Below are 18430 nucleotides of genomic sequence, written 5' to 3' on the forward strand. Positions count from 1 at the left end.
GGGGGACGGGGAACAGAAGGCCAAGGGCGCGTGGCCCCCTTGCGGGCCATCGCCGGCACCGATCCGGATGCCCCGGATCTCGCCTCACTCGCGCGGGCGGGCGTCAACCGCGGGAACGCAAGGTAACCGTCACGCTACTGATCACTGACTCGTGTTGTTTGCGGATCACAACGGATGTTGGATGAGATCACTTGTCACTCCTCCCCCAAAGGGGTCAAATGACGCCAAACCTCCCCTCATTCCCTGCCGCTGACGAGAACCTTCTCGATACCTGCATCCGGTTACGGGAGATCGCTCCCGTGGTGGAGGTGGAATTCCCCGGGGGTGTGCCTGCCTACCTGGCACTGACCCACAAGGCCGTACGCGAGATCCTCGCCGGGGACAACAAGACCTTCCTCAGGGATCCCCGGCACTGGCCCGCTCTGCACGACGGATCAATCCCCGAGGACTGGCCGCTTCGCGCCATCGTTCAGGGCGGTCACCTGTCGACCATGGACCGTGGCGATCACAGGCGGCTGCGCGGCCTGGTCGGCAGGGCGTTCACCCCGGCCCGGGTGCAGGCATTGGAGCCGCGGATCCAGCAGATCATCGATGGCCTCCTGGATGACGTGGTGGCCGCCGGTGACGGCGTCGACCTGGTTCCCACCTTCACAGAGGCGCTGCCGATGTGGGTGATCTGCGAGTTGTTCGGTGTGCCCGCCGAGGACCGGCTCCGGCTGCGAAACTGGACCGGCGCGCTGCTGGCGCACACCACTCCGCCGGATGTGGCGTTCACGACGCAGAACAACCTGCAGACCTTCCTGCACGAACTGGTGGAGCGCAAGCAGCGCGAACCGGGCGACGACCTCACCTCCGGCCTGGTTCAGGCCCGTGACGAAGGTGACAGGCTCACCACCGACGAACTGGTCGGCGTGCTGTGGCTCATGCTCGTCGCCGGCCACGAGACCACCGTCCATCTGCTCGGGCACGCTGTCGTGGCACTGGCCCAGAACCCTGACCAGCTCGGGTTGGCGAAGGCCGAGGACCGGTGGGCCGACGTGGTGGAGGAGACCTTGCGCTACCGCCACTCGGTGATGATGACCAGCTTCCGCTTCACGGCGGAGGACGTGACCATCGCTGGGGTGCACATCCCCAAGGGCAGTGCGGTGGGTGTGGTCTACCAGGCGAGCGGCGTCGATCCGGCGGAGTACGGCACCAGCGCGGACCAGTTCGACATCACCCGCGAGCAGGCCGGACGCCTCGGCTTCGGCCACGGCCCGCGGTATTGCATCGGGGCGCCGCTGGCCCGGCTGGAGAGTCGGCTGGCGCTCGCCTCGCTGTACCGGCGGCTGCCGGAGCTCAGCCTCGCGATCGACCCCGACGACATCCCGTACTCCCCGTCGTTCTTCACGGTCGGCCCGATGTCCTTGCCGGTCAACCTCGGTATCGCCAAGCCCTGACGTGGCATCGGATGGCCCTGCAGCCCACGGTTGCCGGGCCGAACCGGTTCCCGCGCGTCCCGCTCACCGGGTCAGCTCTTGACCGGCATGGAGCGGGTGGGCCGACCGGCCTCACGCTCGGCCAAGTGAAGCCAAGATCCACCTCTGCGATGCCGGCTCATCGTCGTTCAGCGGCTTTCTGCAGAAGCGAGAGCAGGCCGCCCACGCGTCGACTCGACCTTCAAGCACATCCGGGGCCGCTGGAGCGACAGCTACTGGAGCCGGGCCCCGATGACGACCTTGCCCGCGGCGTGGCCCTCTTCCTGGTAGGCGATGGCCGCCGGGATCTCCTCGAACGGGTAGCTGCGGTCGATGACCGGCATGACCCTGCCGTCCTCGATGAGTTCGGTCAGCGTCATCAGATTGCGCTTGTTCGCGGTGCAGCGGACCACGTCCGTCAGGACCGTGCGCTGCGACGCGACCAGCGATGCCGCGAGCGTCGCGACCATGCGGCCGGCGGGTTGCAGCCACCGGCCGCCCGGTCCGCCGACGAGGACGTGGATTCCCTTGCGGGTCAGCGCCCGGCGGCAGGCGCGTCCGGAGCGGCTGCCCGCGATGTCCACCAGGAGGTCGTGGCGCCGGCCGGTCCGGGTGAAGTCCTCCTTGGTGTAGTCGACGACCTCGTCCGCGCCGAGCGACCGGACCAGGTCCACGTTGCGGGGGCCGCAGACGCCGGTGACCTCCGCGCCGAACGCCTTGGCGAGTTGCACGGCGAATGTGCCCACGCCTCCCGAGGCCCCGTTGACCAGCACCCTCTGCCCCGGCTGGACCCCTCCCTGGTCGCGCAGCGCCAGCAGGGCGGTGCCGGCCGCCAACGGCACCGCCGCCGCCTGCTCGAAGGTCAGGTTCTTCGGCTTGGGCGCGAGCTCCGCCGCCGCGACGAGGGCGTACTCGGCGAAGCCGCCCTGCTTGGGCATGGCGAACACCTCGTCGCCGGGGCGGAAGTCCGTCACGTTCCGGCCGACCGCCTCGACGTGACCCGCGACGTCGGCACCCAGAACGGCGAACTTGGGCTTTCGGAGCCCGGGCCCGCCGCCCATCAGGCGCGCGATGTACGGCTGCCCTCTCATGAAGTGCCAGTCGTACGGTTGGACGGAAGTGGCCCGCACCCGGACGAGCACCTCGTCGTCGCCGGGCAGGGGTTTGTCGATCTCGGCCAACCGGAGAGAACCGTACGAGCGCAGAACGAACGCCTTCATCACCGTCTCCTCATTCACTGCGGAGCATCAGCGTAGATTGGCCGTCCGCACGGCTCATCAGCCGAAAGTACGCCGGTTCGGCGGCCGATCGGCCGGCTGGACGCGGTCGGTCTCGTAGGCCCACATGGCGAGCTCGACGCGGTTGCGGGCGCCGAGCTTGGCCATGAGGCTCGCGATGTGCGACTTGACGGTGCTGAGCGAGATGCGCAGCTCGTCGGCGATCTCGCTGTTGGTGCGGCCCAGCGCCAGGGCGGCGAGCACCTGTTCTTCTCGGTACGTGAGCGCCTCGACCGGGTGGACCGAGGGCGTGGCGCGTCCGGTGCGGGCGAAGGCGCCGAGCAGCCGCGCGGTGATGCTCGGCGCGATGAGCGCGTCGCCACTGGCCGCGGCGTGGACGGCCTGGGAGAGCAGTGCGGCGCCGGAGTTCTTCAGCAGGAAACCCCGGGCGCCTGCCCGCAGGGCGGCGTACACGTACTCATCGAGGTCGAACGTGGTGATGACGACGACGGCGAGAGGATCGGCGACGGCCGGCCCGGCGAGGGACCGGGTGGCCTCGATACCGTCGAGGCCGGGCATGCGGATGTCGAACAGGCACACGTCGGGGCGCAGGCGGCGGGCGAGCTCGACGGCCCGCCGCCCGTCGGCGGCCTCGCCGACGACCTCGATGTCCGGCTGGGCGCCGAGGATCATCGAGAGCCCCGTGCGGACGATCTCCTGGTCGTCGGCGACGACCACCCGGATGGTCATGTCGCCGTCCCGGCGCGGGGCAGCACGGCGGTCACCGTCCAGCCCCGATCGGGATCGGGGCCGGCCACGCAGGTGCCGCCGAGCAGGCCCGCGCGTTCGATCATGCCGATGAGTCCGTACCCGGACGACCCGCTCTGGCGGCCCGCGTCGTCGCCGTCGTCGCTCACGCGCAGGCGCACCGACGTGGCGTCGGCGGCGACGCGCACCTCGACGCGGGTGGCGTGCCGCGCGTGCCGCCGGGCGTTGGTGACCGACTCCTGGGCGACCCGGTAGATCGCCGCGGCGACCGACGGAGGGAGATCGTCGAGGTCGCCCGAGAGCTCCACGTCGACGGTCAGGCCGGAAGGGTCACGGCCGGCGAGTCGCGGGAGGTCGCCGATGCCCCGGCCGGGTGCCAGGTCCACCGGCTCGTTCCGGCGCAGGACGCGGACCATGGCGTTCATCTCGGTGAGGGCGCGCGCCGCCTCGGCCTCGATCACGCGCAGCGCCTCGATCGCGGAGTCCGGCCGCGACGCCGCGGTGGCCAGGCCCGCCTGCGCGCGGATCGCCATGGCCGAGACGTGATGCGCGACGGTGTCGTGCAGGTCGCGGGCGAGTTGCTCGCGCTCGAGCAGTTTGACCTGGTCGAGCTCGCGCTGCCGTGCCCTGGCCCGGTAGCGGAACGCGGTGCCCAGGGCGATGGCAGCCACCATGACGGCGCCCGCCCCGACCGCGTCGGCGGGGCCGATCCGGCCGACGGCGATCGACAGGCCGAGCGAGACGAGCATCAGGGCCAGCCCGGTCACGGCCGCGCGCCCGGACCCCCACCGGAACAGCGCGTACACCAGCAGCAGCAGGTACGCCAGCGTGTACGTCTCTCCGGCGTCGCCGCCGGTCAGCAGCGCGACCACGCTCGTGACGCCGAAGGCGATCGCGAGCATCGGCAGCGGCCGGGTCCGGCGCCACAGCAGGGTGGGCACCAGCGCGACGGTGACGGCCACCGCGAGGACCCGCCAGGGCAGGTCGGGCCGCAGGAATCCTTCCAGCACCGCGACCGGCACGAGCACGCCCGCGAGCGCCCAGTCGCGCCCCACCCGCGCCGGCGGATCGGGGGGAGGCGGCTCGTTCCACACGGAGCGCATGAGGCCGTGCACGCCCTCATGGTACGGGGGCGTCTGCCGTTCAGCCGGTGGTCAGGTCCCCGAACTACGGCTTCATCGCGGGGCTGCGCCGCACTGAGGTGTGACCTGCTCCATGCCCGTGGGGGCACAGCACACCGGACAAGTCCGGTGCCTCACACAGGTTCGTCCCTGCTCAGTGCGCCAGCAGGTCGTCCAGTTCGGCTGCGAAGAGCAAGGCAGGGTCGAAGCCCATTCCGGTGAAGTGGCCGGCGAGTTCCAGGGACAGGACACCGTGCAGCCGGGTCCAGAAGCTCAGGGCCTGGTGCAGGACCGCGGGCGGGGCGGGGTGGCTGCCCGCCCACTCCCGGTGGTGCTCCAGATGGCTGTCGAACGGCGTGGCGGGGCGTTCCCGGGCTGACGCCGAGCCGGCGTCGAGCAGCATCGCCATGATCTCGGATGAGATGAGCGTGATGTCCTCGGGCGCTTGGTAGCCGGGGACGGGGGTGCCGTAGATGAGGAGGTACCGCTGGGGCAGCACGGTCAACTCCTCCTCGGCCACCCTCGTCACCACCTGCGCCCGAGTGCGGTGCAGCTCCAGGTCGTCCGCCTTGGTCGCAACGTTCGCACCGAAGGTGGATCGGCTCGCGGCCGGTTCTGGCCGTATCTCGGCCGGACCCGGTCTCCAGGCCGTGACCGCCCGCGGCGCGGGCCGCGGCCGTGTGAGGAGGTCGTGGCGGCAGCCCTCCGAGGTCGCCGGCGAGCCGCGAGACCCCGCTGATCACGCACCCGGTGGGGGCAGTTGCGTCGGGTCGTCGCCGTTCAGGATCTGCGTCATTCGATGCTCGACATGCTCCGTCCATTCCGGATGCGTCAGGACGTAGAAGCGCTCCTCGCGAATGGCCTGCAACACCCGCTCGCCGACGGTTCGCGGGCTGAGGCCGAGCTTGAACGCCTGCCGGGCGGCGTCGACGGACCAGCCAGCCGGAGTCGGGCCCGCGTCGGGAAAACGGGCCGGCCGATTGCGCTGGGAATGGAAGATGTTCGTGTCGACCAGACCGGGGCACAGCACGGAGATCCGCGGCTTGAGACCGCCGCCGACGAGTTCGAGATGAACGGTCTCCGACAGTGAGACGACGGCCGACTTCGTCGCCCCGTACAGCGAGCCACCCGTGATCAGACCCGCAATCGACGCGGTGTTGACGATGTGCGCGTCCTCGTCCTGCTCGATCATGGTCGGCAGGAAGGCGCGGATGCCGTGGACGACGCCCATCAGGTTCACCTCGAGGATCCAGTGCCAGTCGTCGAGCGTGCTCTCCCAGCTCGGCCTGCTGCCGGTGTGGACGCCCGCGTTGTTGCACAGCACGTGTACGGCGCCGTACTTCTTGAGCGTCGATTCGGCGAGCGCGGTGACGTCCTCCGCCTTCGACACGTCGGTCACGACGGCGTGGACGTCCGCGCCACTCTCACGGAGATCGGCCGTCGTGGAATGGAGCGCGGCCTCCTCCACGTCGCTCAGCACCACGCGCATCCCCGCGTCGGCGAACGTCTCGGCCATTCCGCGGCCGATACCGCTCGCCGCGCCGGTGATGACGGCGACCTTGTTCTCCAGGTCGTGCATGTTCCCTCCCCATCGCGCCGGGTCAGGGTCACAGGTTAGGGAGCCGACAGCCGCGCGACATCGGCCTGCGGGCCGATGTTTTCCGGCCCCCGCTCGGTTACTGTGAGAATGGCGGAGGAACGCGATGCGCCTGCTGGAGGCCGTAGATCGAGGCTGGAGCAGGGAATCGATGTGGTGGCAACTGTGGCCGAGGTACGGTCGGCGCGAACTCGCCGCTACGTGCGGGAGCGGATGGCGCAGCGCCTTGCATATGAGAACGACCCGCTGGTGCAGTGAGTTTCGGGCATTCGCAGGCGGGCGGCTCGCTTGGTAGCAGGCGGAGCTGGTGACGCATCAGGCCGCGCTTGACGGTCCGTCTCCGCCAGCGTGTCTCCGCCGTGGGGCGCGTTAGGTGATCTAGCGTGAGACTGATCAATTAATTACTGCGCAGGCGCGAAAGTGAAGCCAGACCATGTACATGATGCGCGAGGTCTTCCAAGCTGAACGTGGGAAGGCGCCGGAGATCGTGGCAGCGTTCAAGACCCTCACCAGTGCGTTTGAAGAGGCGGGGTACACGAATCTGCGAATCTACGTGGATTATGCGGGCCCTATGGATACGGTCGTCTGTCAATGGGAGTTCGACAGTCTGGACCAATACTTCGCCATGGAGCGCCAGGCCTTTGTGAATCCAGACGAGAACACGCAGGCAATGATCGACACCATGAACAACAACGCAAAATCCGGCTACAAAGAGATCTATGAGGTCATCCAGTAGCGGACGAGCCCTGCAGGCGTACCGCCGCCGCATCAAGCCACGTTCGCCCAGTTGACGACACTCCGCACTCGTTGATCAACCTGTCGTAGGTCCCCCACTCGGGTCGGCGCCCGGCTGCTGCAGTCCTGCCTGGTCTACGTCAGCGCCCGGCTGATCACCCAGGAAGCCGCACGCCGCACCGCTGCCGGCCGGGCCCCTGACTTTGCCGCCTACCTGCGCGAGCTGAACCTGGAGGTGGATGTCGCAGCGGCGACGGAGGCCGACGTCGACCGGATCTCCCAACTGGCCGCACGTACGACACAGTTCAATCTCCTCTTGCGCCGCCACACCCCGGCCACGGTGAGCCAGCTCCTCACCAGGTCAGGCACCGCGATCACCGTCCGCGTGCGCGACCGGTTCGGCGACTATGGGCTGGTCGGGTTCGCCTTCGCCGACGCTGATTCCGACGCCGGGATCCTGCGGGTCAGAGACTTCTTTCTCAGCTGCCGGGCCCTTGGCCGCAACGTGGAGTGGCGCCTGCTGCAGGCCCTGGGGGAACGAGCGGCCGCCGCGGGCCTGAGCGCGGTCGAGCTGCGCGCCGCGTCGGGTCCCCGCAACCAGCCGGGGCGCATGTTCGTCGGCAGCGCACGAACGCACTTCGCCGCGACGTCGCGGCCTGCCGGCGCCCTGCTCGACCCGGCACGCCTGACACGCGCGGATTGGCGGGAGATCGAGGCACCGCGACAGCATCCACCCCGCCATCAATCGGCCCCTGCCCATGCTCATGACCGCCAGCACGTTCGCTGGCCGGCGTCCCTCGACGCCGCGCACCGCGCGGCCGCCGCCATCCGGCCAACCGAGCAGGGCACCGCGCTGTCCACCGTCTTCGTCGCCCCGGAGACCGCCACCGAGCGCCAGATCACCGCCGTGTGGGAGGAAACCCTCGGGGTTCGGCCCATCGGTGTCATGGACGACCTTTTTGCCCTGGGCGGCGACTCGCTCACCGCGGCATTGATCTGCGTGAGGCTGCGCGACGCCGATCTGCACCTCACCATCAGCGACCTGTTGCAGCAGCCGACCATTCGGGGCTGCGCCCGCCTGTCGCGCCCTGCCGAACCAGCCGGCGCGCCCGCCGCTGTTGTCGCCGATCTCGGCGAGCAGCCGCCCGCGTCCCTTGGGCAGGCGCGGATCTGGGTAGCCGAGAACATCCAGGTGCACAGCAACAACCAGATCATCCCCACCGCCCACCGCATCACCGGACCCCTCGACCTCGGACGTCTTCGCCAGGCGCTCCAAACTGTCGTAGCACGGCATCCGGCGCTGCGCACGGCGCTGGATGACCGTCACGCGGATGCCCCGACGATCCGACTGGACCACTTCGACGGTCCCTGAGTCGGCTTCGACGTGCAGCGCCGCCACCTTGTCGGTGACGTCGTACGACACGACCTCCTCATCCAGCGAGCCGCCGGCGTCGCATCCTGCCAACACCGCCACGAGCCCGAGAAGGCCCGCGGTCACCGCCGTTCTCTGCGTCTTCATGATGTCCAATTCTGAGTGATCCGGCCTGGTCGCCTGGAACGGCTCCTGCGGTGACCCCGCCGCACCGGGCATGGGACCGGTGCGCCGGGAGTCGTGCCTCCATCAGGCGGCGGCGAACTCCTCGGCCACCTGCGGCAGAGCCTTGCGCACCGACAGGTTGTGGTCGACGTCGCCGACGTCGGTGAGGCTCTGGGTGGCGCCCCTGGCCTTCAGCTGCCGCTGGCAGTACAGCGCGTTGTCGAAGGAGACGTCGGCGTCGCCCTTGCCGTGGAAGATGTGCACCGGCACGGCCGGCTTCCAGTTGCAGGTGGAGTCGAGCGCGGTGAGCAGCTGCTTGAGCTTCCCGTCGGCTCGCGCACCTTCTGCAGGAACTCCTCGGTGAACAGCTTCGCCCACGTGGGCGGCAGCGCCTGGGCGATCTCCTGCGGCTTGTGGTCGCCGTCGAAGAGCTCCTCGACCTGCTTGTCGTACGGCTCGCGAAACGCCTCCGCCGAGGCGTCGTAGATGCCGGTGAACCGGTCGGCGGCGATGTCGGGCGCCGACACCGCCTGCCCGGTCGAGGCGAACAGCAACGCCGCGGCCCGGTCGGTGGCGGCCGGGTTCATCGAGGCCACGTCGCCCCGGTAGACCGTGGTGCCGTGCAGCCAGGAGACGACCCGCAGGTTGCGCTTGCCGTTGTCAGGAAGGGCGACAAGCTGGCTGGCCGTGGTCGGCCTGCCGTACGGATCAATGGTGGTGTAAACGACCCGGTAGGCCCGCACGCCGTGCGTGGCCTGAGCCGGGTCCAGGCCGGCCGCCTTGAGCCGCTCGGCCACCTGCTTCTTGTCGAGCTTCTCCACCTGGGTGGCGGAGACCACCGTGCCGCGGGCCGAAGGCGCGGCCTGGGCCGAGGCGCTCGCGGCCATCGCGGTGGTCGAAAGGCAACCAAGCGCCAGCGCGCCGGACATCATCAGCGTGCGAAGTTCATGGGGAAGACTCTAGAAACCGTTGTGAGCGGCGACATTGCCGTTGGCGGGCCACCCGTTGGTAGTGCCTGCCCCACCCTTACGGGAAGCTGGTGGCTCCCCTGTGGTACCGGCTGCTGGTCAGCAACCAGCCGATCAGCCCCGAGTACGGCGACGCCGTGCTCGACACGATCCTGCGCTGAACGACGATTTCTTGAACGGCCCGACGACCCCGCCGCCCGAACCTTCCGCCCATCGACAGGAGCATCCGATGACCGGCACCATCGACAAGATCGCGTGGATCCACCTGGCAGACGGCAAGATCCTCAGTACCCGCTCACGCGGCAAAGACGTCTATTACATCCCCGGCGGCAAGCGCGAACCCGGCGAAAGCGACCTCGACACCCTCACCCGTGAGATCGACGAGGAGCTCGCGATCACCATCATCCCCGCCACCGCCAGGCACATGGGCACCTACCAGGCCCAGGCACACGGTCACACCGACGGCGTCACCGTGCGGATGACCTGCTACACCGCCGAGTACCACGGAACACCCACACCCAGCGCCGAGATCGAGGAACTCATCTGGCTGTCCTACACCGACCGCGGGCGCGTGTCCCCTGTCGACCAGATCATCTTCGACCACCTGCACCAGACCGGACAGCTCCACTGACTCCGCTGCCGGTCCGCCTCCCAGCGCTCGACGCGGCGGATGCGGCGAGGACGGCATGTGCATGGGATGACCGTGCGATCCGCATGGCCGATCGGTGACATCGCGAGGGTGGGGCTTGAACCCGGCCGCCAGCACGCTGGGCGCATGGACAACACCGCTCCCGGCCGCACACGATGGACCGTCGTGCTGCGGCGCTGGCCCACCGCACTGGCCGTCGGAATCGCGATTCTCAGCCTGGGCGGAGGCGGCTCCGACCAGGGCGTCGCCGCGCTCGCGAACGCCCTGATGCTGCTGCCCCTGCTGTACCTGATCGTCGCCAAGGTACGGCGACGCCAGGCGTCATGGCCGGTGCTCGCCGCCCTGATCGTGCCCTTCGTCCTCCTGCGAGCGCTGGACGTGATCGCGCCCTCCGTCTTCTTCTCCGCCGTCGCGCTGGCGGTCCTGGTCTGGGGCGCCGTCGACGGGCAGTTGCACAGGCCAGGGCCGTTCAGGACGCAGGCGCTGGGGATGGCCGGATTCGGCGCGCTCGCGCTGGCCGGGCTGATCGTGGATCCGGACCTTGGCCGCTACCTGGTGGCGGCGGGCTGGCTCTTCCACGGCGTCTGGGATTTCGTCCACCTCAAGCTCGACAAGGTCGTGGCCCGCTCGTACGCCGAGTGGTGCGGCGTCTTCGACGTCCTGATCGCCGTCCAGCTGGTGTTCATGCTGTGACCGCCGCTCCCCCGCCGGTGAACAGCGCCTCGATCTGGCCGGCGCCGCCCCTCCGAAGCCAGGTCTCGAAGTCCAGCAGGCCGGGATGGCGTTCGCGCAGCGCCGCGATGTCGGCTCGCCACAGGCCACGGCCTCCGGGGAAAGTGCGCTCCACCTCGCCCAGGCCGAGGCCGTCGACGGCGACCTGCCGGTAGGTGATCTTCCGCCCGAGGCTCCGGCTGATGAGCTCCACGGCCTGGTCGGGCGTCAGCTCGTCGCCCGCGATCTCGACGGCCTGCCCGATGTAGTCCTGCGGGTGGGTGAAGGCCAGGCGGGAGAAGACGCCGATGTCGGCGACGGCGATGAGCTGCACGGGCGTGTCGGGATCGAACAGGTGCCTGAGCTCGCCGTCGACGATGCCGCCGACAGGCAGCCCCGGAATGGTGTGGTTCTCCATGAACCTGACCGGACGCAGGATCGTCGCGGGCAGGCCGAGCGCGCGAATGTGCTGCTCGATCCGCCACTTGCTCTCCCAGTACGGGATGCCGGTCCCCCGTTCGGCGCCGCCGACCGAGGCGAACACGAAGTGGGAGACGCCGGCCGCCGCGGCGGCGTCGACGAGGGCGCGACCCCTGCGGACCTCCCGCTCGACCTCCAGGTCGTCGGGCGTGACGCCGAAGACGCCGTGGACGCCGGCGACGGCCTCGGCGAGAGAGCCGGGGTCGTCGAGGTTGCCGACGCGCAGTTCCGCGCCTTCCGCCTCCAGCGCCTTGGCCGCCGGAGCGTCGGGGTCGCGAACGAGGGCGCGCACCGGCCAACCCGCCTCCAGGAGCCGGGCGGTGGTGGCGCCGCCCTGGCGGCCGGTCGCACCGGTCACGAGGATGGGCTTGTCGGTGGTGAACACAGGGCTCCTCCTGAGCGCAGAGTAAACTGAGGCTGTCTCGAGAAATATATTGAGACAGCCTCAACTTAGCAATCCCTGGAGCGCCCATGTCGACCACAGGCCCCGCGCCGCAGCGCCGGATGCGCGCCGACGCCCGCCGCAACTACGACCGACTGCTCGCCGAGGCGGCGACGGTCTTCGCCGAGCACGGCGTCGACGCCTCGCTGGAGGACATCGCCAGGCGGGCAGGGGTGGCGAACGGCACGCTCTACGGCCACTTCCCCACCAGGCAGGCCCTTCTGGAGGCGCTGCTGCGCGACCGCATGGACGCGCTGACCGCCACGGCGCGCGACCTGCTCGACCACCCGTCCGCACACGAGGCGCTCGTCATCTGGGCGCGGGCGGCGATGGCACACACCACGACCTACCGGGGGCTGGTCACCGCACTGATGCGCAGCATCGAGGACGAGGGCTCCGAACTGCACGCCGCCTGCCGGGCCGTCCTCGTGGGCGGCGAGCAGCTGCTCACCCGCGCGCAGGCCGCCGGGACCGTACGAGAGGACGCCACGGCCGCGGACCTGTACGCCATGATCAACGCGGTGGCGTGGGCGGGCGAGCAGACCACGCCCGCCCAGGGCGAGCGCCTGCTGACCTTCAGCATCGACGGACTGCACCCCTCCCGCAGCCAGTAGCCACGACCGAGCTGCACTTGATCGATGCACCTGGAGAGCTAACGCCATCAATGTACTTATGCCACCGAGTGGCGCTATATTGGCGACAGGCAACCCGCCCCTTTCGAAAGGTGTACGCCGATGCGTGCTCTGGTCGTCGACCACTCCGCCCCCGCCGGGCTTCGGCTCCAAGAGGTCCCCGATCCCGAACCGGCTCCCCACCAGGCGCTGGTCCGGGTGGCCGCCACCTCGCTGAACTACGGCGAGGTGAGGTACGTCCTCGCGGGCCAGCCCGACGGGGCCGTCCCCGGCTGGGACGCCGCAGGGGTGGTGGAACGCCCCGCCGCAGACGGATCGGGGCCGTCCGCGGGAACGCCGGTGGTCACCCTGGCGGACGGCGGCGCCTGGGCCGAGCTCAGGGCCGTGGACACCTCGCTGATCGGCGAGGTCCCCGCGGGCGCCGACCTCGGCGCCATCGCCACGATCCCGGTCGCGGCAGGCAGCGCGCTGCGCGCCTTGCACAGGATCGGCGCCCTGCCCGGCAAGCGCATCCTGGTCACCGGGGCCACCGGCGGCGTCGGCAGGTTCGCGGTGCAGCTGGCCCACCAGGGCGGCGCGCACGTGGTCGCGGTGACGGGCGACCCCGAAGCGCACGGGGAGAGCCTGCGGCTGCTCGGCGCCGACGAGGTGATCTACGCGCCGGGAGAGCTCGGCGAAGCGGTGGACGGCGTCGTCGATCTGGTAGGCGGCGCCCATCTCGTCGACGCGTACGCCAGGCTCACCGAGCACGGCACCCTGGTCAGCGTCGGTCACGCCGCGCAGGAGGACACGGTCTTCCCCGCGGGATCGTTCCGGGGGAACGAGGGCCTCCACAACCGCACCATCTCCACCTTCTACCTGCTGGCCTGCACCGGCCTCGCCCCCGACCTGACCCACCTCGCGGAGCTGGTCGCCAGGGGCGCGCTCGACCCCGGCATCAGCTGGCGCGGCCCGTGGGACAAGGCCGAGGAGGCCTTCGACGCCCTGCGTGAGCGCCGCCTGCACGGCAAAGCCGTCCTCGACCTGGCCTGACCGACGAACCACACAAGGAGAGACATGCGTGCCATCCGGATCGACCGCTTCGGCGGCCCCGACGTGCTGAACGTGCGGGAGGTCGAGGAACCCACCGGGCCGGGGCCCGGCCAGGTGCTGGTCCGTACCGTCGCGACGAGCATCAACCCCGTCGACGACAAGACCCGCGAGGGCGCCATCGGCGAGGGCACACCACCGCTGCCGATGACGCTCGGCTGGGACCTGGCGGGCGTCGTGGTCGACGGCGGCTCCACGGGCAGGCAGGCCGGAGAGCGCGTGGTCGCGATGTCGCACCAGCTCGGCACGGGCCTGGGGACCTGGGCCGATCTGGTGGTGGTTCCCGCCGGCGCGCTGGCGTCCGCTCCCACGGCGGTCAGCCTCGTCGAAGCGGCGACCCTGCCCCTGCCGGGCCTGGCCGCCCTGCAGACCCTCGACTGGCTGGCCGTCTCGGCGGGCGAAAGGCTGCTCGTCGCGGGAGCGGCGGGCGCGGTCGGCGGCCTGGCCCTCCAGCTGGCCGTGACGCGGAACGTGCGCGTCGACGCCCTCGTCTCCCGCGAGCGCCAGGTCGGCCTCGCCGAGGAGTACGGCGCGGAGTTCGCCACGACCGACAGGTCCGCGCTGAAGAACCGCCACTACGACGCGGTCTTCGACACCTTCGGGGCCTTCGTCACCGACGCCGTGGCCGATCACGGCCGCTACGCCTCCATCGCCACGCAGGCGGGAGAGGTCCCCGATCTGTCCGCACGTGGGGTCCGCACCACCGTCAACCAGGTCCGCGAGGACGGCGCGGGGCTGGAGGAGCTGGTCCGGCTCGTCGACAGGGGCCTCCTGCGGCTTCGCGTCGACTCCACCTTCTCGCTGCACCAGATCCGCGCCGCGCACGAGCACTTCGGCAGGGGCGGCCTCGACGGCAAGGTCACCGTCGCCTTCTGACCTGCCCTTCTCGCCTGGACGGCGAGCCGGGAGCGGTCAGCGAGAGGCGACCGTCGCGGACAGGACGAGGGCGGCGGCCCCGCGGGCGTGGGCGCTGTCGTCCCACGGGCGGACCATGATCTCCAGCCCCGACAGCACGCCGCCCTCCACCGCCGGTCTGAACCCCCTCTCCAGGTACGGCCACAGCACGTGGCTCTCGCCGATCACCGTCAGCGCCCGCACCGCCAGCACGTTCACCACGCCGGCCGCCGCCTGTCCCAGTGCCGCGCCCGCCTCGGCCATCAGGTCGCGGATGCCCGGCGCGTCCACCGCGGCCAGGCGGTGCAGCTCGGCCACCTCCACGACCTCGGAGGTGAGGCCGCGCGCGTGGGCCCGCGCGGCCAGCGCGTAGTCGGCCGCGTACGTCTCCAGGCAGCCGCGCCGCCCGCACACGCACGGCGGCCCCTCCCTGTCGATCGGGACGTGCCCGAACTCCCCCGCCACCCCGTCGGGCCCCCTGTGGATGCGCCTGCCGAGCACGATTCCCATGCCGACGCCGCCGCCCACGGCCAGCACGAGGAAGTCGTCGTGGTCGCGGCCCGTGCCGAACAGCAACTCGGCCATGGTGCTGGCGCGCGTGTCGTTGTCGATCAGCACGGGGACGGGCAGGCGCCCGGCCAGCAGGGGCTGGAGCGGCAGGTCCGACCAGCCGAGGTGGGGCGAGAGCCTGACGACGCCCCTGGCGGGGTCGATCACTCCGGGGACGGCCAGGCCGATGCCGCGGATGCGCTCGCCGGTCCCAGGATCGGCGAGCGCCTGCTCGCACACCGCCACGAGCTGCTCCACCGGTTCGGCGTTCGGGTCGAAGGGCAGCGTGAAGCGGCGCACCTCGCTGCCGTTGAGCCGCATGAGCACGCCGACCAGATGCGTGTGGTGGACCCGCAGCCCGAGCGTGTAGGCGGCGTCCGGCACCACCTCCAGCGGCACCCTGGGCCGTCCCCTTCCCGCCACCTGGGGCGCCAGCTCGCGCAGGTAGCCGAGCTCGATGAGCCGCCGGGTGTGCTCCGAGACCGTCGCCGCCCCGAGCCCGAGCCTGTGGGCGATCTGCGTCCGGTTGAGCGGCTCGGACCCGAGCATGGTCAGGACCTCCGTCCTGACCAAGTCCTCGCGCATGGGCTGCTCCCTCTTGACGGTCTCGCTGATCAAGCCTAGGGTCCGGCATCATAATAATTTCGTCCACGAAATTATAGTTCGTGACGGAGGTACTCGATGAAGGCACTACTGGCCGCGGGACTCGTGATCCTCGTCGGCGCCACCGCGTGCGGAGGCGGCGAGGGCACGGCGGGCGGCGCCAAGCAGGACGACGGCACGGTCACTCTCGACTGGGAGATGTGGGCGGGCAGCGAGGAGGAGAAGGCCCAGCTCGACCATGTGGCGCAGCTGGTCACCCAGCAGCACCCGAACATCAGGATCAAGCTGCGGACCGCGCCGTTCAACGCCTACTTCACCAAGCTGCAGACCGAGTTCGCCGCAGGGAAGCAGGCGTGCGTCGTGTCCATGCAGAGCCTGCGCCTCGGTGCCTACGCCGACCTGCTGGAGCCGCTGACCGCTCCCGAGGGCTTCGCCCCCGCCTCGCTCGACGCGCTGAAGATGGACGGCAAGCAGCTGGCCCTGCCGTACGACCTGTCGCCAATGCTCCTGTACTACAACAAGGACGCCTTCGCGAAGGCCGGGGTGGCCGAGCCGAAGGCGGGCTGGACGATCGCCGACTTCGAGAAGGCCGCCAAGGCGCTGAGCACCGGCGGCAAGTTCGGCTTCGGCATGTCCTTCTCCGACCTGCACACGCTGTCGCTGCTGCTGTCCTACAACGGAGCCAGGCCGGTCACCGACGAGGTGAAGCTGCAGATGGACAGCCAGCCGATGGTCGACGCGGTCACCTGGTACGCCGGCCTCGGCGCCGGCAAGTCGGCCAGCGTGCCCGCCGGCTCGGCCGAGGCGGGCTGGGGCGAGACGCAGTTCATCAACGGCAACGCCATGATGGCCGTCGACGGCTCGTGGAACATCGGCTCCACCATCAAGGACGCCAAGTTCAAGGTGGGCATCGCGCCGCTGCCCGCGGGGTCCGGCGGGTCGAAGACCTACGTGGCAAACTCCGGGTTCGGCGTGGCCAAGGGCTGCGCGTACAAGGAGGAGGCCATCAAGGCGGTCTCCGTGCTCAGCGGCAAGGAGGCCCAGGCCTACCTCGCGGGCCAGGGCCGCGGCTTCCCCGCCAGGACCGAGCAGCAGCCGGTCTACGAGGACTTCCTGGTGAAGCAGAACCAGGACAAGGCCGCCGACGTGCAGGCCGCGATGTCCTCGGTCAAGGAGGGGCTGGCCGGCGGTGTGCCGCTGTTCACCACCAAGAACTGGGACGACGTGAGCAAGCTCATGGCCCAGCACCTGCTCCAGGTCTACACCGGCGCGCAGAGCGCCAAGGAGTCGCTCACCACCATCCAGCAGCAGGGGGCGCGCGGGCAGTGAGATCACGGGAGGAGTGGAGCGCGCTCGGGTTCGCCACCCCGAGCGTGCTCGGGCTCGGGCTGTTCACCCTGTTCCCCGTCGGCATGGCCGTGGTGATGAGTTTCTTCGACTGGCCGATGCTGGGAGAGAGCGAGTTCGTCGGGCTGGAGAACTTCCGCTACCTGTTCGGAGAGGACCCCGACTTCCTGTCCTCGCTGCGCAACACGTTCGTCTTCACCGGCCTGTACGTGCCGCTGAACATCCTCGTGGCGCTCGGGCTGGCCTTCTGGATCAGCAACTCGCGCTGGCAGAACCTGTGGCGGGTGCTGTTCTTCATCCCGGCGATCACCCCGATGGTGGCCAACGCGGTCATCTGGAAGCTGCTCTTCCAGCTCGTCGGGACCGAGCCCAACCTGCTCGCCGACGGCAGCACCGCGCTGCTGTCGGTGGTGGCGATGAGCGTCTGGCAGGGCTTCGGCTACAACATGATCGTGTTCTCGGCGGCGATCAACGAGATGTCGCCCTCCGTCCTCGAGGCGGCCTCGCTGGACGGAGCCACGGGCCTGCGCAGGCTGGTCAGCGTCCAGCTGCCGCTGATCTCGCCCGCGTTGTTCTTCGCCACCACGATGACGGTGATCAGTTCGATGCAGGTGTTCACGCAGCCCTACATCCTCACCGCCGGAGGCCCGGGCAACGCCACCGAGACGCTCGTCATGACCGTCTACCAGGCCGGCTTCCAGTCCCGCGAGCTGGGACTCGCGGCCGCGGGAGCGTGGGTGCTGTTCGCGATCATCCTGGGTGTGACGGCTGTGCAGTTCCTCGGCCAGAAGCGGTGGGTGCACTATGAGAGCTAAGAGCGTCGTCTCCCACGTGCTGCTGGCCGCGGTCACGCTGGCCTTCCTCTACCCGCTGATCTTCGCGGTGGCCACCGCCCTGAAGCCCGCCGGCGAGACGTTCGCCGACCCTGGATCGCTGGTCGGCTCCGAGATCCGCTGGCAGAACTTCGGCGACGTCTTCACCTACGTGCCGTTCCAGCGCTACATCCTCAACGGCGTGCTGGTGGCGGGCGTCGGCACGCTGGTCGTGCTGGCCGCCTCGGCCCTTTCCGCCTACGCCTTCGCCTCCCTGCGCTGGCGCGGCAGGGACGGGATCTTCCTGGTGTTCCTCGCCACCCTGATGGTGCCGCAGGAAGTGCTGGTCGTGCCGATGTTCATCCTCATGCAGGCGTTCGGGTGGGTGGACACCTACCAGTCGCTGATCTTCCCGTGGGCCTTCACCGCGTTCGGGACGTTCCTGCTGCGGCAGTTCTTCCGCGCCGTGCCGCGCGAGCTGCAGGAGGCGGCGCGCATCGACGGCGCGGGCGAGCTCCGGATCTTCCTGCGGATCATGCTGCCGCTGGCCAGGCCCGCGCTCGGGGTGCTGGCCGTCTTCACCTTCATCAACTACTGGAACAGCTTCCTGTGGCCGCTCATCATGATCAACGATGTGACCGCGCGCGGAACCGTGCCGCTCGGCCTCCAACTGTTCTTCGGCCAGAACGGCAACCAGTGGCATCTGGTGATGGCGGCGTCCGTCGTCTCCATTCTGCCGACGCTGCTGCTGCTCATCGCCCTTCAGAAACACCTGGTCAAGGGCATCGCCACCGCCGGTCTGGCCGGCCGCTGAAAGGATCG

At 70.0% G+C, this 18430-nt stretch carries 20 protein-coding genes; 11 read left to right on the plus strand and 9 right to left on the minus strand.

The window, feature by feature from the left end; translation table 11 throughout:
• The first annotated feature begins 299 nt into the window (after positions 1–299).
• Complete coding sequence (locus ABFX55_RS21265) at positions 300–1439, plus strand: cytochrome P450 family protein (RefSeq protein WP_346123544.1); 1140 nt, start codon at positions 300–302, stop codon at positions 1437–1439.
• A 251-nt stretch (positions 1440–1690) separates the two neighbouring features.
• Here ABFX55_RS21265 and ABFX55_RS21270 read toward each other — a convergent pair whose 3' ends face one another.
• From ABFX55_RS21270 to ABFX55_RS21290, 5 genes are all read right to left on the minus strand, one after another.
• On the minus strand, positions 1691–2677 hold the full coding sequence (locus ABFX55_RS21270) for an NAD(P)-dependent alcohol dehydrogenase (RefSeq protein ID WP_346123546.1): 987 nt from the start codon (positions 2675–2677) through the stop codon (positions 1691–1693).
• A 57-nt stretch (positions 2678–2734) separates the two neighbouring features.
• Positions 2735–3424 carry a response regulator gene (locus ABFX55_RS21275; protein WP_346123548.1) on the minus strand — a complete coding sequence of 230 codons (690 nt, stop codon included), beginning with the start codon at positions 3422–3424 and terminating at the stop codon, positions 2735–2737.
• Entirely contained in the window at positions 3421–4557 is a 1137-nt protein-coding gene (locus ABFX55_RS21280) for a sensor histidine kinase (RefSeq protein ID WP_346123550.1), read from the minus strand. Before ABFX55_RS21280 ends, ABFX55_RS21275 begins: the two co-directional genes overlap by 4 nt.
• A gap of 160 nt (positions 4558–4717) precedes the next feature.
• Positions 4718–5095, minus strand: a complete 378-nt coding sequence (locus ABFX55_RS21285; RefSeq protein WP_346123552.1) for a TetR-like C-terminal domain-containing protein — start codon at positions 5093–5095, stop codon at positions 4718–4720.
• Between the two features lie 207 nt (positions 5096–5302).
• A complete protein-coding gene (locus ABFX55_RS21290; RefSeq protein ID WP_346123554.1) occupies positions 5303–6142 on the minus strand; it encodes an SDR family NAD(P)-dependent oxidoreductase in 840 nt (279 codons plus the stop codon).
• Positions 6143–6599: 457 nt separating this feature from the next.
• Between ABFX55_RS21290 and ABFX55_RS21295 the strand changes: the two genes are divergently transcribed.
• On the plus strand, positions 6600–6896 hold the full coding sequence (locus ABFX55_RS21295; protein WP_192775198.1) for a hypothetical protein: 297 nt from the start codon (positions 6600–6602) through the stop codon (positions 6894–6896).
• 234 nt (positions 6897–7130) lie between these two features.
• Positions 7131–8267 carry a phosphopantetheine-binding protein gene (locus tag ABFX55_RS21300; protein WP_346123556.1) on the plus strand — a complete coding sequence of 379 codons (1137 nt, stop codon included), beginning with the start codon at positions 7131–7133 and terminating at the stop codon, positions 8265–8267.
• Positions 8268–8516: 249 nt separating this feature from the next.
• Here ABFX55_RS21300 and ABFX55_RS21305 read toward each other — a convergent pair whose 3' ends face one another.
• Both ABFX55_RS21305 and ABFX55_RS21310 read right to left on the minus strand, forming a co-directional pair.
• Positions 8517–8702, minus strand: a complete 186-nt coding sequence (locus ABFX55_RS21305; RefSeq protein ID WP_346123557.1) for a hypothetical protein — start codon at positions 8700–8702, stop codon at positions 8517–8519.
• Entirely contained in the window at positions 8624–9319 is a 696-nt protein-coding gene (locus tag ABFX55_RS21310) for a hypothetical protein (RefSeq protein WP_346123559.1), read from the minus strand. Before ABFX55_RS21310 ends, ABFX55_RS21305 begins: the two co-directional genes overlap by 79 nt.
• A gap of 310 nt (positions 9320–9629) precedes the next feature.
• Here ABFX55_RS21310 and ABFX55_RS21315 point away from each other — a divergent pair, with 310 nt between their 5' ends.
• Complete coding sequence (locus ABFX55_RS21315; protein WP_346123560.1) at positions 9630–10031, plus strand: NUDIX hydrolase; 402 nt, start codon at positions 9630–9632, stop codon at positions 10029–10031.
• Positions 10032–10175: 144 nt separating this feature from the next.
• Positions 10176–10742, plus strand: a complete 567-nt coding sequence (locus tag ABFX55_RS21320; protein ID WP_346123562.1) for a hypothetical protein — start codon at positions 10176–10178, stop codon at positions 10740–10742.
• On the opposite strand, the gene ABFX55_RS21325 is transcribed toward ABFX55_RS21320, so the two are convergent.
• A complete protein-coding gene (locus ABFX55_RS21325; RefSeq protein WP_346123564.1) occupies positions 10732–11625 on the minus strand; it encodes an NmrA/HSCARG family protein in 894 nt (297 codons plus the stop codon). The genes ABFX55_RS21320 and ABFX55_RS21325 overlap by 11 nt on opposite strands.
• A gap of 86 nt (positions 11626–11711) precedes the next feature.
• On the opposite strand from ABFX55_RS21325, the gene ABFX55_RS21330 reads away from it, so the two are divergent.
• From ABFX55_RS21330 to ABFX55_RS21340, 3 genes are all read left to right on the plus strand, one after another.
• Positions 11712–12296, plus strand: a complete 585-nt coding sequence (locus ABFX55_RS21330) for a TetR/AcrR family transcriptional regulator (protein ID WP_346123566.1) — start codon at positions 11712–11714, stop codon at positions 12294–12296.
• A 120-nt stretch (positions 12297–12416) separates the two neighbouring features.
• Entirely contained in the window at positions 12417–13346 is a 930-nt protein-coding gene (locus ABFX55_RS21335; RefSeq protein WP_346123567.1) for a zinc-binding dehydrogenase, read from the plus strand.
• Positions 13347–13370: 24 nt separating this feature from the next.
• Positions 13371–14279 carry an NADP-dependent oxidoreductase gene (locus ABFX55_RS21340; protein ID WP_346123569.1) on the plus strand — a complete coding sequence of 303 codons (909 nt, stop codon included), beginning with the start codon at positions 13371–13373 and terminating at the stop codon, positions 14277–14279.
• A gap of 36 nt (positions 14280–14315) precedes the next feature.
• Here ABFX55_RS21340 and ABFX55_RS21345 read toward each other — a convergent pair whose 3' ends face one another.
• Positions 14316–15431 (minus strand): ROK family protein, encoded by a 1116-nt coding sequence (locus ABFX55_RS21345; protein WP_346123571.1) that lies wholly within the window; start codon positions 15429–15431, stop codon positions 14316–14318.
• 96 nt (positions 15432–15527) lie between these two features.
• On the opposite strand from ABFX55_RS21345, the gene ABFX55_RS21350 reads away from it, so the two are divergent.
• The 3 genes from ABFX55_RS21350 to ABFX55_RS21360 are packed head-to-tail and all read left to right on the plus strand — an operon-like array spanning position 15528 to position 18422.
• Positions 15528–16778: an ABC transporter substrate-binding protein gene (locus ABFX55_RS21350; RefSeq protein WP_346123573.1), complete on the plus strand. Its 1251-nt coding sequence runs from the start codon at positions 15528–15530 to the stop codon at positions 16776–16778.
• Positions 16775–17611, plus strand: a complete 837-nt coding sequence (locus tag ABFX55_RS21355) for a carbohydrate ABC transporter permease (protein WP_346123575.1) — start codon at positions 16775–16777, stop codon at positions 17609–17611. Before ABFX55_RS21350 ends, ABFX55_RS21355 begins: the two co-directional genes overlap by 4 nt.
• Positions 17601–18422: a carbohydrate ABC transporter permease gene (locus ABFX55_RS21360; protein ID WP_346123577.1), complete on the plus strand. Its 822-nt coding sequence runs from the start codon at positions 17601–17603 to the stop codon at positions 18420–18422. Before ABFX55_RS21355 ends, ABFX55_RS21360 begins: the two co-directional genes overlap by 11 nt.
• The last annotated feature ends 8 nt before the right edge of the window (positions 18423–18430 follow it).

Source organism: Nonomuraea roseola (genome assembly GCF_039535395.1).
GTDB lineage: Bacteria > Actinomycetota > Actinomycetes > Streptosporangiales > Streptosporangiaceae > Nonomuraea > Nonomuraea roseola.

Coding starts and splice junctions, on each gene's coding strand:
- ABFX55_RS21270 (WP_346123546.1), bottom strand. CDS start 2,677: ATGAAGGCGTTCGTTCTGCGCTCGTACGGTTCTCTCCGGTTGGCCGAG.
- ABFX55_RS21320 (WP_346123562.1), top strand. CDS start 10,176: ATGGACAACACCGCTCCCGGCCGCACACGATGGACCGTCGTGCTGCGG.
- ABFX55_RS21310 (WP_346123559.1), bottom strand. CDS start 9,319: ATGGCCGCGAGCGCCTCGGCCCAGGCCGCGCCTTCGGCCCGCGGCACG.
- ABFX55_RS21315 (WP_346123560.1), top strand. CDS start 9,630: ATGACCGGCACCATCGACAAGATCGCGTGGATCCACCTGGCAGACGGC.
- ABFX55_RS21345 (WP_346123571.1), bottom strand. CDS start 15,431: ATGCGCGAGGACTTGGTCAGGACGGAGGTCCTGACCATGCTCGGGTCC.
- ABFX55_RS21290 (WP_346123554.1), bottom strand. CDS start 6,142: ATGCACGACCTGGAGAACAAGGTCGCCGTCATCACCGGCGCGGCGAGC.
- ABFX55_RS21335 (WP_346123567.1), top strand. CDS start 12,417: ATGCGTGCTCTGGTCGTCGACCACTCCGCCCCCGCCGGGCTTCGGCTC.
- ABFX55_RS21350 (WP_346123573.1), top strand. CDS start 15,528: ATGAAGGCACTACTGGCCGCGGGACTCGTGATCCTCGTCGGCGCCACC.
- ABFX55_RS21275 (WP_346123548.1), bottom strand. CDS start 3,424: ATGACCATCCGGGTGGTCGTCGCCGACGACCAGGAGATCGTCCGCACG.
- ABFX55_RS21340 (WP_346123569.1), top strand. CDS start 13,371: ATGCGTGCCATCCGGATCGACCGCTTCGGCGGCCCCGACGTGCTGAAC.
- ABFX55_RS21330 (WP_346123566.1), top strand. CDS start 11,712: ATGTCGACCACAGGCCCCGCGCCGCAGCGCCGGATGCGCGCCGACGCC.
- ABFX55_RS21295 (WP_192775198.1), top strand. CDS start 6,600: ATGATGCGCGAGGTCTTCCAAGCTGAACGTGGGAAGGCGCCGGAGATC.
- ABFX55_RS21360 (WP_346123577.1), top strand. CDS start 17,601: ATGAGAGCTAAGAGCGTCGTCTCCCACGTGCTGCTGGCCGCGGTCACG.